The organism is Ottowia oryzae, from assembly GCF_003008535.1.
In the GTDB taxonomy this organism is placed as follows: Bacteria; Pseudomonadota; Gammaproteobacteria; order Burkholderiales; family Burkholderiaceae_C; genus Ottowia; species Ottowia oryzae.
Genome location: NZ_CP027666.1, coordinates 2,283,146 through 2,296,688 on the forward strand (window position 1 = coordinate 2,283,146; position 13,543 = coordinate 2,296,688).

Annotated in this window: 18 protein-coding genes; 7 read left to right on the plus strand and 11 right to left on the minus strand. The window is 68.9% G+C overall.

Annotated features, from left to right (window positions below):
- Window positions 1–25 precede the first annotated feature (25 nt).
- The 3 genes from C6570_RS10605 to C6570_RS10615 are packed head-to-tail and all read right to left on the minus strand — an operon-like array spanning window position 26 to window position 2,692.
- Window positions 26–526 carry a MarR family winged helix-turn-helix transcriptional regulator gene (locus C6570_RS10605; protein ID WP_106703174.1) on the minus strand — a complete coding sequence of 167 codons (501 nt, stop codon included), beginning with the start codon at window positions 524–526 and terminating at the stop codon, window positions 26–28.
- Between the two features lie 4 nt (window positions 527–530).
- The gene (locus C6570_RS10610) at window positions 531–1,727 is read right to left on the minus strand and encodes a Gfo/Idh/MocA family protein (RefSeq protein WP_106703175.1); all 1,197 of its coding nucleotides are present in this window, start codon (window positions 1,725–1,727) and stop codon (window positions 531–533) included.
- Window positions 1,724–2,692: a PDR/VanB family oxidoreductase gene (locus tag C6570_RS10615; RefSeq protein ID WP_106703176.1), complete on the minus strand. Its 969-nt coding sequence runs from the start codon at window positions 2,690–2,692 to the stop codon at window positions 1,724–1,726. The genes C6570_RS10610 and C6570_RS10615 overlap by 4 nt, the downstream gene beginning before the upstream one ends.
- Before the next feature lie 176 nt (window positions 2,693–2,868).
- Between C6570_RS10615 and C6570_RS10620 the strand changes: the two genes are divergently transcribed.
- Genes C6570_RS10620 through C6570_RS10630 form a run of 3 tightly spaced genes read left to right on the plus strand, consistent with a single transcriptional unit; the run spans window position 2,869 to window position 5,062 of the window.
- Window positions 2,869–3,837 (plus strand): Bug family tripartite tricarboxylate transporter substrate binding protein, encoded by a 969-nt coding sequence (locus C6570_RS10620; protein ID WP_106703177.1) that lies wholly within the window; start codon window positions 2,869–2,871, stop codon window positions 3,835–3,837.
- Between the two features lie 29 nt (window positions 3,838–3,866).
- Window positions 3,867–4,604, plus strand: a complete 738-nt coding sequence (locus C6570_RS10625; RefSeq protein ID WP_106703178.1) for a sulfite exporter TauE/SafE family protein — start codon at window positions 3,867–3,869, stop codon at window positions 4,602–4,604.
- 5 nt (window positions 4,605–4,609) lie between these two features.
- Window positions 4,610–5,062, plus strand: a complete 453-nt coding sequence (locus tag C6570_RS10630) for a bacteriohemerythrin (RefSeq protein WP_106703179.1) — start codon at window positions 4,610–4,612, stop codon at window positions 5,060–5,062.
- 15 nt (window positions 5,063–5,077) lie between these two features.
- On the opposite strand, the gene C6570_RS10635 is transcribed toward C6570_RS10630, so the two are convergent.
- From C6570_RS10635 to C6570_RS10665, 7 genes are all read right to left on the minus strand, one after another.
- On the minus strand, window positions 5,078–6,013 hold the full coding sequence (locus C6570_RS10635; protein WP_106703180.1) for a LytR/AlgR family response regulator transcription factor: 936 nt from the start codon (window positions 6,011–6,013) through the stop codon (window positions 5,078–5,080).
- 84 nt (window positions 6,014–6,097) lie between these two features.
- Complete coding sequence (locus C6570_RS10640) at window positions 6,098–6,643, minus strand: retropepsin-like aspartic protease family protein (protein WP_106703181.1); 546 nt, start codon at window positions 6,641–6,643, stop codon at window positions 6,098–6,100.
- A gap of 138 nt (window positions 6,644–6,781) precedes the next feature.
- Entirely contained in the window at window positions 6,782–7,912 is a 1,131-nt protein-coding gene (locus tag C6570_RS10645) for a sensor histidine kinase (protein ID WP_106703182.1), read from the minus strand.
- Between the two features lie 121 nt (window positions 7,913–8,033).
- Window positions 8,034–8,723 (minus strand): glutathione S-transferase family protein, encoded by a 690-nt coding sequence (locus tag C6570_RS10650; RefSeq protein ID WP_106703183.1) that lies wholly within the window; start codon window positions 8,721–8,723, stop codon window positions 8,034–8,036.
- Window positions 8,724–8,753: 30 nt separating this feature from the next.
- Window positions 8,754–9,353: a DUF998 domain-containing protein gene (locus C6570_RS10655; protein ID WP_106703184.1), complete on the minus strand. Its 600-nt coding sequence runs from the start codon at window positions 9,351–9,353 to the stop codon at window positions 8,754–8,756.
- A 35-nt stretch (window positions 9,354–9,388) separates the two neighbouring features.
- The gene (locus C6570_RS10660; RefSeq protein WP_106703185.1) at window positions 9,389–9,688 is read right to left on the minus strand and encodes a 2TM domain-containing protein; all 300 of its coding nucleotides are present in this window, start codon (window positions 9,686–9,688) and stop codon (window positions 9,389–9,391) included.
- Between the two features lie 43 nt (window positions 9,689–9,731).
- On the minus strand, window positions 9,732–10,286 hold the full coding sequence (locus tag C6570_RS10665) for a DUF6622 family protein (protein WP_106703186.1): 555 nt from the start codon (window positions 10,284–10,286) through the stop codon (window positions 9,732–9,734).
- Between the two features lie 314 nt (window positions 10,287–10,600).
- On the opposite strand from C6570_RS10665, the gene C6570_RS10670 reads away from it, so the two are divergent.
- The 4 genes from C6570_RS10670 (at window position 10,601) to C6570_RS10685 (ending at window position 13,040) form a co-directional block, all read left to right on the plus strand.
- Complete coding sequence (locus C6570_RS10670; protein ID WP_245896163.1) at window positions 10,601–11,392, plus strand: ankyrin repeat domain-containing protein; 792 nt, start codon at window positions 10,601–10,603, stop codon at window positions 11,390–11,392.
- A gap of 105 nt (window positions 11,393–11,497) precedes the next feature.
- Window positions 11,498–12,322, plus strand: coding sequence for an undecaprenyl-diphosphate phosphatase (locus C6570_RS10675; RefSeq protein ID WP_106703187.1), 825 nt, complete (start codon window positions 11,498–11,500; stop codon window positions 12,320–12,322).
- A 28-nt stretch (window positions 12,323–12,350) separates the two neighbouring features.
- Window positions 12,351–12,698, plus strand: coding sequence for a GFA family protein (locus C6570_RS10680; protein WP_106703188.1), 348 nt, complete (start codon window positions 12,351–12,353; stop codon window positions 12,696–12,698).
- Window positions 12,699–12,722: 24 nt separating this feature from the next.
- Window positions 12,723–13,040 (plus strand): DUF2322 family protein, encoded by a 318-nt coding sequence (locus tag C6570_RS10685; protein ID WP_106703189.1) that lies wholly within the window; start codon window positions 12,723–12,725, stop codon window positions 13,038–13,040.
- Between the two features lie 45 nt (window positions 13,041–13,085).
- On the opposite strand, the gene C6570_RS10690 is transcribed toward C6570_RS10685, so the two are convergent.
- The gene (locus tag C6570_RS10690; protein WP_123812250.1) at window positions 13,086–13,469 is read right to left on the minus strand and encodes a hypothetical protein; all 384 of its coding nucleotides are present in this window, start codon (window positions 13,467–13,469) and stop codon (window positions 13,086–13,088) included.
- Window positions 13,470–13,543: the final 74 nt, after the last annotated feature.

Here is a 13,543-nt window from a genome sequence, read left to right on the forward strand (position 1 = left end):
GGGTCGGCGTCAGGCCGACAGGCGGTCAATTGACGGGCGCGGGGCGGGAGGGATCTTCGGCGGCGAGGTTCTCGATCATGCCCAGCAGTGCCTTGCGCACGGTGGCGATGGTGCGGGGCGGCATGCCTTTTGTGCTGACCATGTTCACTTCCTCGGCCAGGGGAACCAGCAGCGGCTCCAGCGCGCGGCCCTTGTCGGTCAGGAAGATGTGGACATTCTTGCGGTTGCCGGCCAACTGACGGCGCTCGATCAAACCGGCGGCTTCCATGGCCTTGACCGCGCTGAAGGTGGTGGGTTCCATCACCCCCGCGGATTCGCTCAGCTCGCGCTGCGTCAGCCCATCGGTTGCCCACAGGATGCGCAGAAAGGTCCAGTGGCCAAACGACACATCGTGCTCGGACAGCCGTTGCTGCAAGGCGCGCATCTGCATCCGCGCCACGTCGCGGATCAGGTGCGCCAGGCGGTCTTCGGGAAGAAGTTCTCGCCAGTGATGAAGAAGGCGTTCGGCACCGATTCGATCGTTCATAGCGTCATGAGGGGGCGGCAACCTGCCTTTCCAAAGGAATGTCGGTGCCTGAGGCTTCAGATTTCAGCATCGCCAGACAGACTTCCAGCGTCGCACGCGACCATTCTCCACCATGGGCGGGCAGGGCACCGTCCCGCGCCACCCGCCACAACTCGTCGATCACTTCCGCGCGGGGTACTTCCGGCAGCTTGATGGGCACGAACTCGATCCCGGCTTGAGACACCACTTCGACGCCGGTCGGCGTCAGGCGCAGATCGGCCAGGTCGCAGCTGACGATGACCGGGCCAAAATGCTGCGCCGCGTCCGGCCCGCGCAGGGTGGGCATGGTGAAGGCGGTTCCACCAAAATTGCGCGCCGCCTTCAAGTCGACTTCGGCCGCTTCACTGGTCGCGGCGGCCAGACGCGCGCGCGTGGCCTGGTGCGCGTCGCGCGCCTTGGCGGTGCCCATTTCGCCCACACCGTCCATTTGGGTGTCGCTGTCGTAGAAGCCGTAACCGTTGTAGCTGATCGAGGCGAATGCGCCATTGGCGAACTGCAGCAGCGCGCTGTACGCGCCTTCGGTGGGGCGGCTGGCATCCCATCGGCCCATTAGCGCGCGCACCGTCCGCGTTTCGCCCCCGGCCAGCAGGCGCACGATGTCGACTTGGTGCGCCGCCTGGCTGAACACCACGCCGCCGCCGCGCGCCGTGTCCAGCTCTTCGGGCCGCCTGGGGCGGTACAGGAAATCGGTGTATTGCAGGGCGTGCACCATGCGCACCGCGCCATAGCGTCCGCTGGCGATCAGCTCGTGCGCCAATAAAACGGGCGCGTTGAAGCTGTGGCTGTGGCCGACGATCAAGCGCGTACCCGCGCGCGCACACACCTCCACCATCGTGTCGGCGTCGGCCATGCTGAGTGCCATGGGCTTTTCAACCAGCACGTGCTTGCCGCGCTCGGCCGCCAGCTGAACGTGGCGTGCGTGCATTTGGTGCGGCGTGGCCAAGTACACCCATTCCACGTCGGGGTGATCGCACACGCTCTGCTCGTCGCCCAGCGCCACACCACCGAAGGTGGTTTCGAACGCGGCACGCGCGCCAGGGTGAGGGTCATAGGCGGCGACCAGCCGCACACGCGGGTCGCCCAGGAAGGTGGGCAACATCAACGTGAACGCACGCCCCAGGCCCAGCACGCCCAGGCGGATCGGCTCGGCGGTTGCGCTCACAGATCGATCACCAGCGGACCGGATTTGGCGCGCGACACGCAAATCATGACGTGGTCGGCCTTCTCCTCGTCCAGCAGCACCATGTCGCGATGGTCCGCTTCGCCGCCCAGCAGGCGCTGCTTGCAAGTCCCGCAGGTCCCGCTTTCGCAGGAGCTGGCCATATCGATGCCCTTGTCGCGTGCGACCTCCAGGATGGAGCGGCCGACGGGGACTTCCAGCTCCACACCGGAGCGCGCGAGTTTCACCGTGAATGGCTGGTCGTCCGCATGAGGCTTGGTGTCGCCGCCAAAGCTTTCAAAGTGCACGGTGCTGCTGGGCCAGTGGCCGGTCATGTCCTTGACCGCGTCCATCAGCCCGCGCGGGCCGCAGCAGTAGACATGCTGCCCCGTCGGTGTTCCCGGCTTTTCCAGCTCCGGCCACAGGTCGTAGGAATTCTGCAGGTTGCCCTCATCGTGGTGGATGACCACATGCGGCTTGAGCGGCGAGTTGGCGATTTCCGCCAGAAACGGCGTGTCCTCGGCGCTGCGGGTCAGGTAGTACAGCTTGAACTTGCGGTCGCCTGCGTTCAGCAGGGTGCGCGCCATCGCCAGCATGGGGGTGATGCCGATGCCGCCGGCAATCAGCACGAAACTTTTGGCGCGCGCGTCCAGCGGAAACAGGTTCTCCGGTTCGCCCACCGGCAGCAGGTCGCCTTCGTGCAAATTGTCGGCCATGCTGCGCGAGCCGCCACGGCCGTCGGCCTCGCGCTTGACCGCGATCACGTAACGGTCGCGCTCCTCGGCGTCGTTGCTGAGCGAGTACTGGCGTATGTGGCCGGACGGCGTGTGGACCTTGACATGGGCGCCGGCGGCGAACGGCGGCAGCAGCTGTCCGTCGGGGTCACGCAGTTCGAACAACTGGACGTCGCGTGCCGCGCGTTCCGCCCTGGCCACGCGCAGAGTCCGGAATGTCTCGGGGGTGCTCATCGTGGGGTTCCTCGGTCGGGTAGGTGGGTGGGGCAGGGAATTCGCGCCTTGACTTTTATCAAAAGTGCACGAGAATCCATATCTTAGATGGCTAAGTATTTTCTTGCAAGCCGTGGATGCGCCGGATGGGCCGGGATCGCACCACCCTGACGGGCCGTCACTCCAGGAGACCCACGATGAAAGCAAACATTTTTGCGCTGGCGGCGCTGGCTGCGGCCTGCGTTCCTTTTGGCGCTGCGGCGCAAACCTATCCCTCCAAGCCGATCAAATTCATCGTGCCCTACGCGCCTGGCGGCCTACCGGACACGGTGGCGCGCTGGGTGTCGCAAAAGCTCGGCGAGCGCATAGGCCAGAGCGTGGTGGTGGACAACAAGCCGGGCGGCAACGGTGTCGTGGCCTACCAGGCGCTGCTGTCCAGCACGCCGTCCGACGGCCATGCCTTCATCGTCTCCGATGGGTCCATGCTGTCGATCACGCCGCAGATCAACAAGAGCGCGACCTACCGTGTCGGCCAGGAATTGCTGCCGGTCTCGATGATCGCCACCTCGCCGCTGTTCATCGTCGGCCACAGCAAGACCGGCGTGAACAGCTTTCAGGACTTCGTCGCTCAGGCCAAGGCCAAGCCCGGTGAATTTACCTATGGTTCGTCGGGCATCGGCAGCACACACCACCTGACGATGGAAGCGCTCAAGGCGGCGCTCAACCTGGACATCCGCCACATTCCGTTCCGCGGTTCGGGCCAGTCCACGCCGGCGCTGGTCGGTGGCCAGGTGGACTTCTCGGTGGCGGCGCTGCCCTCGATCAGCGGATTTGTCAAATCCGGTCAAGTCAAGCTGTTGGCCAGCAACGCGCTCAACCGCTCCAAGCAGGCGCCCGATGTGCCTGCGATCGCCGAGACGGTCCCGAACTTCGATTTCGCTGTGGTGGTCGGCGTGCTGGCGGCCAAGGGCACGCCGCAGGTGGCTATCGACCGCATCAGCAAGGAAGTTGCCGAGGTGGTCAAGCAGCCTGATTTGGTCAAGACCTTCCACGATGCCGTGATCGAACCGGTGGGCGCCGGTCCTGCCGAGTACGCCAAGGTGATCGCGCGCGAGAACGAAGCCATGGCCAAGGCCGGCAAGGTGGCGCAGCTCAAGGCCGATTGATCACATCTTGAACCGGCACCGCGGTGGACATGGGTGACACCACCCTCTGGCTGCTGTCGGCCGCCGCGCTGGTGGTCGGCGGGCTGGTCAAGGGCGCGCTGGGCGTCGGGCTGCCATTGGTAGCGGTGCCGCTGCTCGCGCTGTGGTTGCCGCCGGCCCAGGCGATCGGGCTATTGGCGGCGCCGGTGGTGTTGTCCAACCTGATCCAGGCGGTGGAGGGCGGTCACCTTCGGGCGTCGTGGCGGCGTTTTCGCTGGCTGGTGCTGGCGCAGCTGGTGGCGACGGTGCTGACGGTGCGCATGACCCTGGACCTGTCGCCGGCCCAGCTCAATGCCATGGTGGCGGGCGCGGTGCTGCTGGCGGTGTTTCTGCTGGCGCTGCAGCCCAATGTGCAGATTCCGCCAAACCGTGAACAGTCGATCGGCATCGCGGTCGGTCTGGGCTCCGGGCTGCTGGGGGGCGTGTCGTCGCTGACCGGACCCATCCTGATCACCTATTTCATGGCGCTGCGGCTGTCGCGCGACGCCTTCGTCAGCAGCATCAGCCTGGTGTACCTGGCCGGCTCTCTGCCGCTGTATGGCGCGATGGTCGGTTTTGGCAAGATAGCGCCGCTGGAGTTGGGCTTGTCGGTGCTGGCGCTGTTGCCGGTTTACCTGGGCATGCGCCTGGGCCGCCAGGTGCGCCAGCGGCTGAATGAACAGGTGTTCCGGCGCGTAGTGCTGGGGCTGCTGGTGGTGATTGCCCTGATCCTGCTGACCAAAGGTTGAAAGAAATGACTTCCCCGTCCATCGAAATCGCCGACGAGTTGCATTGGCGCGACGACTTCCTGCTGGGCCACGCGCCGCTGGACGACATGCACCGCGAGTTCGTCGAGGTGGTGAGCGCGCTGCAGGCCGCGGACGATGCCGCGCTGCCGGCCGCGCTGGCGCGCGTGACCGAGCACCTGGTGGCGCATTTCGAGCAGGAAAACGCCTGGATGCAGAGCACCGCTTACCCGGCCACCGAGTGCCATCTCAACGAGCACGCAGCGGTGCTGGCGTCCGCCCAGGCCATGCCGGCGCGGCTGGCGGCGGGCGAGACCCAGACCTGCCGCCGCTTCGCGCAGGAGTTGGCCAGCTGGTTTCCGGGCCACGCCGACTATCTGGATGCACCGCTGGCGCACTGGATGGTGCACAAGCGTTTTGGCGCCGGTAAGCCGGTGGTGATCAAGCGCCGTGGCGCCTGAGCCGGCGCGCACCGTTCACAGGCCTTTGAAGCGCCCGGCGTAGAGCCGGCTCACGCTCAGGGTTTCGTCGGTGCCGCGCAGGGTGAGGTGCAGGCGGCCTGCGTCGTCGCGGCGCACGGTGTCGATGGCGTCGGCGCGCACGGCGGCGCTGCGGTGAATCTGCCAGAACTGCGCGGCGTCCAGCTGGGGCAGCAGCTCTTTCAGCGCCGTGCGCACCAGATGTTCGCCCTGCGCTGTGACCACGCGCACGTACTTGTCGGCCGCCTGCAGCAGCAGCACGTCTTGCACCGGCACCATCTGCACCACGCTGCCGTTGCTGCCGGGCTGGCTGACGGGCAACTGGCGCAGCGGCTCGGGCGCGGGTGTCGATGCGTCTGGCCCAGCGCCGCCACCGGGCAGCGCGGCCAGCAGCTGGCGAAGCTGCTCCAGCGTGGCGGCGGTGGCGGCGTCGATGGGCGAACTGGCGGGGCCGCTGACGGGGGCAATTGCCGGGCTGTGGGGGCTGACTTTTGCTGCAGATTGCATAGCTGCCGGCGCAGGCTGCACCAGCGCTGAACGCAGTTTTTGCACCGTTTTTGCCAACCGCGCGGGCTGCACGGGTTTGAGCACGTAGTCCATCGCCTGCGCCTCAAAAGCCTGCACGGCGTACTGGTCGTACGCTGTGACGAAGACCAGCGCCGGGAAGGGCTGGGCGGCCATGTCCCAGGCGTCGGCCAGCTCGGCCGCCGCGTCCAGCCCGCTTTGGCCGGGCATGCGGATGTCGAAAAACAGCACGTCGGGGCGCAGCGCCAGGGCTTCGCGCACGGCGTTCAGGCCGTCGCCCACGGTGGCCAGCACGCGCAGCTCGGGCCAGGCCTGCGCCAGCTCGGCGCGCAGGGCGGCGGCCAGCAGGGGCTCGTCCTCGGCGATCAGGGCGGTGGGCGTGAGTTGGCCGGAAGCGGCGTTGGGCATGGTGTGCTCGGCTTGCGTGGTGGGCCTGGTGGGCCGCTCAGCGGGCGGCGCGGGGCGGCGTGGTTGAGCGGGGTGCAGCGGGTTTCAGCGCGGACGCAGTCGCATGCCGCTGCCGTCGATCTGCACGTCGAAGTGGCGCAGGAAGGACTGGCCCAGCAGCGCGTCGTCGGCGCTGCCCAGGGCCAGGCCGGTGGTCACGGTGACGTCGTTGCGCGTGAGGTGCCCGGCCTTGACGGGCACGTTCGTCACGCGGCGCGCGTCGCGGTCGCCGTTGGCGGTGCGCACGGTGATGGGCGCGCCCTCGGGCAGGCCAGCCTGCCGCGCCACCTGGTCGCTGATGGCGACAGCGCTGGCGCCGGTATCCACCAGGAATTGGACGCGCACGTGGTTGATTTCACCGGGCACGTAGAAGTGGCCGTCCGGGCTGCGGGGGATGACCAGCTCGCCCCCGCCCGCCTCGTAGGGTTGCAGCGATTCGCGCCCGCGCGCTTCCCACCACGAAAAGCCCGCCCACAGCAGGCCGCCGACGACCAGCCAGAAGGCCAGCAGCGCGAAGGTGTTGCTGCGCAACTGACGCCCCAGGTCGGGTGCGGCGCTGCGGGGCGGTTCGTCGGGGTAGGGTGCAGACATGCGGGGAGGATACCGAAGGGGCGCGGCTGGCTGTCAACCGGCGAATCGTGCAGGCGAGCGCGCACATTGGCGACCAAGCATTGCTGCAAACGTGATAGCTGCCGGCGCACAATGCACCAGCGCCAGAGGCTTTTTTCTTCAATGAAATCCATCGCTTGAGAGGTGCGCGCGCGCGTCCCCGCAGCGCCCGCCCGCGCGTAACGCGCCGCCCTGCGCAAGGTTCAGAGCGATCGGCAGCGCCAGCCGCACCTGCGTGCCCGCGCCGGGGGCGGAATGCCATTCGACCGTGCCCGCGCCGCCGTACGCCGTGGCCACGCGCTCGCGCACCTGCGTCAGGCCAAAGCGGTCGGGGCGCACGTCGGCGGGGTCAAAACCCACGCCGGTGTCGGCCACTTCCAGCATCAGCTGCTCGCCTTGCCGCCACGCGCGCACCGTGAGCGCGCCGCCTTGCACCCGCGGCTCCAGCCCGTGCTGGATGGCGTTTTCAACCAGCGGCTGCAGCAGCAGGGGCGGCACGGGCACGGCGGCCAGCGCATCGGGCAAGTCCAGCGTGACCTGCAGGCGCGGGCCCATGCGCAGGGCCATCAGATCCAGGTAGTCGGCCAGGCGCGCGAATTCGGCCGACAGCGGGTGCTGCGTGGCGCGCGAGGCGTTCAGCGTGGCGCGCAGGTAGGCGTTCAGGCGGTCCAGCGTCTGCTGCGCGGCGGGCGGGTCCAGGCCGATCAGCGCGCGCAGGTTGGCCAGGGTGTTGAAGAGCATGTGCGGCTCCAGCTGGCTTTGCAGCAGGCGCAGGCGCGCCTCGGTGGCGTCGCGCTCGGCCGCGGCCACCTGCGCGGCCAGCGCCGCCGCCTTGCCGCGCGAATGAAAGTAGTAGGTGATGGCCGCGCCGGCCACCACCGTCAGCATCACGCTGATTTGCAGGTCGCGCTGGCCGTCGGGCGGGCGGCCCAGCAGGTGGCGCGCCAGCGCATCGCCCACCACAAAACCGACCAGCATGCCCGCGCCGGTCAGCGCAAAGCCGCGCCAGCCCTTGGGCCAGCCGGCGCCGCCTTCGCCGTCGGGGTGGCAGTGAGGGGCTGGCACCAGCAGGCGCCCGGCTTCGATGAAGGCCCAGGTGACCAGGCCGATCAGCGAGGCGTAGACCAGCTGGTTCACATACCCGTTGCGCGGCCACACGGCGGTGGTGACCACGGCGATCACGCAGCAAAACGCCTGCACCTGCAGCCAGTGGCGCAGCAGCGGGCGCCAGCGCAGGCGCGGCAGGCTCATGATGGCAGGCAGCCCGTGCGAACCACGGCAGCAGCGCTTACTTTAAAAAGCATAGCTGCCAGCGCACTATGCACCTGCGCCAGCGCATGTTTTGGCCTTGATGCGGGCATCACGTCGCGCATCAGCCAAGCAGCGCGTATTCGCCGCCACGCTCAACCGCCCGCTGGTACGCCGGGCGGGCGTGGATGCGCGCCAGCCAGTCGGCCAGGCGGGGGTGGCTCTGCGCCGTCAGCCCGGCGCGCGATTGCGCGGCCTCCAGCGGGAAGCTCATCTGCACGTCGGCGGCGGTGAATTCGGGGCCGGCGAACCAGTCGCGCTGTTGCAGCTCAGCCTCCATGAAGGCCAGGTGCTGGTCGATTTGCGGCTGGATGAAGCTGGCCGTGGCCTTGTCGGCAATGCCGTCGGCGATGGGTTTGGCGAAAAAGGGCATGTCGGCCTTCTTGATGCGCCCAAACACCAGCTTGAGCAGCAGCGGCGGCATGGCCGAGCCTTCGGCGTAGTGCAGCCAATAGCGGTAGCGCACCGCTTCGGCCGAGCCCGCTGGCGGTGCCAGGCGGCCGTCGCCATAGCGCTCGACCAGGGTTTCGATGATGGCGCCGGATTCGGCCAGCGTCAGCCCGTCCACCGTGACCACGGGCGACTTGCCCAGCGGGTGAATCTTCTTCAGCTCGGGCGGGGCCAGCATGGTTTGCGGGTCGCGCTGGTAGCGCACCACCTCGTAGGGCAGGCCCAGCTCTTCCAGCAGCCACAGGATGCGCTGCGAGCGGGAGTTGTTGAGGTGGTGGACGGTGATAGGGCTGGTGGGTGGCATGGTCGATCCATTCAGGTGATGGGCCGCAATTTAGCGCGGGGCCGCCAAAACGACGCAAGCCCCCAGGCCCCACACCGGCACGGCGATCAGGAAAACGCGCTCGGCAAAACCAAAGGCCCAGCGCAGCGGCGGCAGCACGAGGCAGGCCACCAGGCCCGCCAGCCCGGCCGTCACGGCGGTGCGCAGGGCGTGCAGCGCCCCCGCCAGCTCTGTGGTGGCCTGTGCGGCCAGCAGCGGCGTGGCGCTATCAATGGCCATGTAGTACAGCGTGAATGAGGCTACGGCCAGCAGCATGTGCAGGCGCCCGGTGCGCGTGCGCGGCGCGCCTTCCAGGTCGGTGGGCACCAGTACGACGCCTACGCGCGTGGCCACGGCACCCGTCAGTGTCAGCAGCAGAAAGCTGGACAGGCCCGCCTGCCAGAACAGCAGCGCCAACAAGGCGGCTGCCAGCGTGCCGGCTGTACCGTAAGCCTGGAACAGCGGGCGCGCGGTGCCCACGCCGTAGTCGCTGACGGGGTCACGCACTGGGTCATGCTGCGGATTGCGCGCCTGAATGGCTGCCAGCAGCAGGGGGTTGGCGGCGTACAGCAGGGCGGTGACGGCGGCCAGGGCGGGGGATGCGGCGCTCATGGGGCAGGCAGAAAGAGGGCGGCGGGGCGCCGTCGTCAAGCGCCGCGGCGGGGCTGGCGGACCAGCGCTTCGCGCTCGCGCTCGACCAGCCGCTCGCGCCAACCGGCGCCTGGCGCCAGCAGCCACACCGCGGCGCCGTGAATGGCCAGGCCCAGGCCCCAGCCGAGCAGGGGGTAGGCGTACCAGTGGCGCCCGTTGGCCAGCGCCAGCGCGGCCAGGCCCAGGTTGACCAGCACGTACACCGTGGCGTGGGCGTACCAGCCCATCTTGGCGCCGGCGCGGCGGCGGGCCAGGCGGTCGATTTGTTGCGGGGTGAGCGGGGTGGGGGTGTTCATGTCGGCTCCGGGTCCATCAGCGAAGGGGAGGGGCGGCCCGCCATCAGGCGGCGGCTGCGGTGGCGGGCCCGCGCAGCAGGCGCAGCACGCGCAAGGTGCGGGCGGCGAAGATGCCCGACAGCAGGCCGTAAACGGCGGCCACGGGGTAGGCGAAGCCGGGGTGGGTGGCGATGGTGGGCTCCATCGCCAGTTGCACGCCGATGGCGTACTTCAGCAGGAACACCGCCAGGATCAGCCCCATCGGCAGCCAGCTGCCGGGCAGGTGAAAACTGCGCAGCGCGGCGCTGTAGCGCACGCCGGCCGGCACAGGCAGGCGCAGGCCCAGCGCCAGCAGCGCGGCGTAGCCAGCGGCCCAGACGGCCAGCAGCTCGGGCAGGCGGCCCGTGCCGTTGAAGGCCGATTCCACGCCCCACAGCGCCATGGCGCCCATGGCCACGGGCATCAGCAGCAGGCGGCCGATGTGCACGTCGCGGTCACGTGAGGCGGAAATGCCCAGGTACACCAAGCCGCCCAAGAGCGCGGCCACCCAGGCGGGCGTCTGGCGGACGATGTCGACGATGGCGGAGGGGTGTTCAGCAAGCAGGGTGGTCAGCAGCATGGTGGGCCTCGGTGAGCAGCAAGGTGGGCGATGGCGCGACTGTGGCGGGCGTGCCGCCTGTGCGCCAGCGCGGTGCGACGAAATGCGCTGGTGGGGCGCGAACGGCGCCGAAGGGGCGCGAATGGCGCGGGCTATGGCGTGGCAGCGCTCCCGCACCGCACAGGGCGCGGGGGCGAGGCCAAGCCAATAGCCACCGGAGGAGGGGGCGAGCACGGCGTCGCGACCGGCGTAGCGTCTATCCCGGCTGCTCAGCGCCAGCCACCCCGCCAGCCCGCCGCGCCGCACGGCGCCCGCGCCTGCCCATAATCGCCCGCATGTCCCACCTTGTGCGCCAATCGCCGCCGCCCAACCCACGCCGCCGTGCCTTGAGCGCATTGGCGAGGCTGGCGGCGCAGGCGATCGCCCTCGGCCCCCTGGCGCGCCATGCCCAGGCGCGCGGCCCTGCCAATGCCCCAGCCATGCCCAACCAGCATCTTTTGAAAGCCGCCGCCACGGGCGACGTGCCCGCCATCGAACGCGCGCTGGCCGCAGGCGCCGACGTGGAGGCGCGCGACGCCCGCGGGCGCACGCCCGTGCTGCTGGCGACCGACGGCAACCACGTGGCCGCCGCCCGGGCGCTGATCGCGCGCGGCGCCAATGTCAACGCCCAAGACCAGCAACTGGACAGCGCCTTTCTGCTGGCGGGCGCGCGCGGCTACACCGAGATCATGCGCGCCGCGCTGGGCGCCGGGGCCGACTGGCGCATCACCAACCGCTACGGCGGCACGGCACTGATTCCCGCGTGCGAGCGCGGGCATGTCGACACGGTGCGCCTGCTGCTGAGCACCGACATCGACGTGGACCACGTCAACCGCCTGGGCTGGACGGGCCTGCTGGAGGCGGTGATCCTGGGCGACGGCGGCCCGCGCCACCAGCAGATCGTGCAGATGCTGCTGGCGCGCGGCGCCCAGGTGAACCTGGCCGACCGCGAAGGCGTGACGCCGCTGCAGCACGCCGTGCAGCGCGGTCAGCCCGAAGTGGCGGCGCTGTTGCGTGCGGCGGCGGCAGGTAGCCAAGCGGCAGTCAGATCGGTGCCTGCGTCGGCTGGCCCTGTAACGGTTTTTTAAGCAAAACCGGGCTTTGGCGCCCGTAGAATCTGCGCTGGCAGCTACAAATGGTGTAGCTGCCGGGGTGCCGGGCGGCGCCCATTCATCTGCACGGAAGGATTTCGCTTGGATACCGTTTTGCTGGTCAAGGCCGCGATCATGGGCATCGTGGAGGGCTTGACCGAGTTCCTGCCCATCTCATCCACCGGGCACTTGATCCTGGCGGGCAGCCTGCTGGGCTTTTCCGACGCCAAGGCCAAGGTGTTCGACATCGCCATCCAGACCGGCGCCATTCTCGCGGTGATCATCGTGTACTGGCAGAAGATCCACAGCACCGTCGTCGCGCTGCCCAGCAGCCGGCAGGCGCAGCGCTTTGCGCTGAATGTGCTGATCGCCTTCTTCCCCGCCGTCATCCTGGGCCTGCTGTTCGGCAAGGCCATCAAAGAGCACCTGTTCACCCCGCAGGTGGTGGCCAGCACCTTCATCCTGGGGGCGTTCGTCATCCTGTGGGCCGAACGCCGCCCGCAAAGCGCCGCGCGCGTGCACAGCGTGGACGACATGACCGCGCTGGACGCGCTGAAAGTCGGCCTGGTGCAGTGCCTGGCCATGATTCCGGGCACCAGCCGCTCGGGCGCCACCATCATCGGCGGCATGCTGCTGGGCCTGTCGCGCAAGGCGGCCACGGATTTTTCTTTCTTCCTGGCCATCCCGACACTCATCGGCGCGGGCGTGTATTCGCTGTACAAAGAGCGCGCCCTGCTGTCGACGGCCGATATCCCGCTGTTCGCCGTTGGGCTGTTCTTCTCGTTCATCAGCGCCTGGGTGTGCGTGCGCTGGCTGCTGCGCTACATCTCCAGCCACAGCTTCGTGCCCTTCGCGTGGTACCGCATCGTGTTCGGACTCATCGTGCTGGCCACGTGGTGGACCGGCGCGGTGGTCTGGCAGGACTGAAGCGGCGCCGCTGGCCGCCCACGGCGCCATGTACCAAGGCAGCTGCCACTGCGGCCAGACGCGCTTTACCCTGGCGGCCGACGCGCTGGGGCCGGTGGCCGAATGCAATTGCTCGCACTGCCAGCGCAAGGGCTACCTGCTGAGCTTTCACCCCCGCGCGGCGCTGGCCGTGCAGGCGGGCGAGGGCGAGCTGGCCACCTACACCTTTCACCGCCACGTGGTGGCGCACAAGTTTTGCCCGCGCTGCGGCTGCGCGCCGTTTGGCCTGGGGCAGGCGCCCGACGGCAGCGAACTGGTGGCCGTCAACGTGCGCTGCCTGGACGGCATTGACCTGGCCAGCCTGCCGCGCACGCCGGTGGACGGCCGGTCTTTCTGAGGCGCCAGCGTCTACCATCACGGGATGAACTTCAAAGACATTCTGGCCACTTTGCCCGCCGCCGATGGCCTGCGCGGGCTGGATATCGTGGACGCCACCGGCGCCGTCGTGCACCACATTCCGGCGGCGCCGGGCAAGATGGGTTCGCTGCGCGTGTACTACGCGCTGGCCCAGCGGTTTGACGGCGCGCTGTCGCCCCAGGCGGTTCTGCAAGGGCTGGACTGGTTTGCCGAGCACGTGGCCGACGCGCGCGCCAACGCCGGCGCGCACCCCAACATCGACCTGCTGCTCAAGCCCGGCGCGGGCGACGCAGGCTGGCGCCTGGTGCCGCTGCCCGCCTGAGCATCTCGGGGCAGGGTGGCTGCGGCCAGCCAGCCCCGCCGCGCGCTACAGCAGCGTGTAGACCATGATGAAGCCCGAGGCCACCATGCCCGTCATGGCCAGCAGAAAGAGCACGTCGGCCACCTGCTCCAGCCGCCTGGCCCAGCCTGGACGGCGCGTGCGCAGCGCGATGAAGATCGCGTAGGTGCACAGCAGGAACAGCAGCGCCGACAGCACCAGCACGTCGTCCGCAATGGTGGATGAGGTTTGCTTTTGCCCCACCGAGTGCAAAAGTGCCACCGCCGTGATCGACAGCCCGGCCAGCGTGCCCGCCACCGACAGCAGTTGCAGCAGCTCTTCGCGCATCCAGGTGCGCGGGTTGCGCTCGGGCGGCCCAACCGGTTCTGGCCTTGGGTTGGGCGGCGCGGCGCGATCAGTTTGTGCAGGCATGGTGATACTGGGGCAGAGGCGGGCACGTTAGCAGAGGCGCGCCGTGTAAGCGGCCGGTTTACGCAACTTTTGCC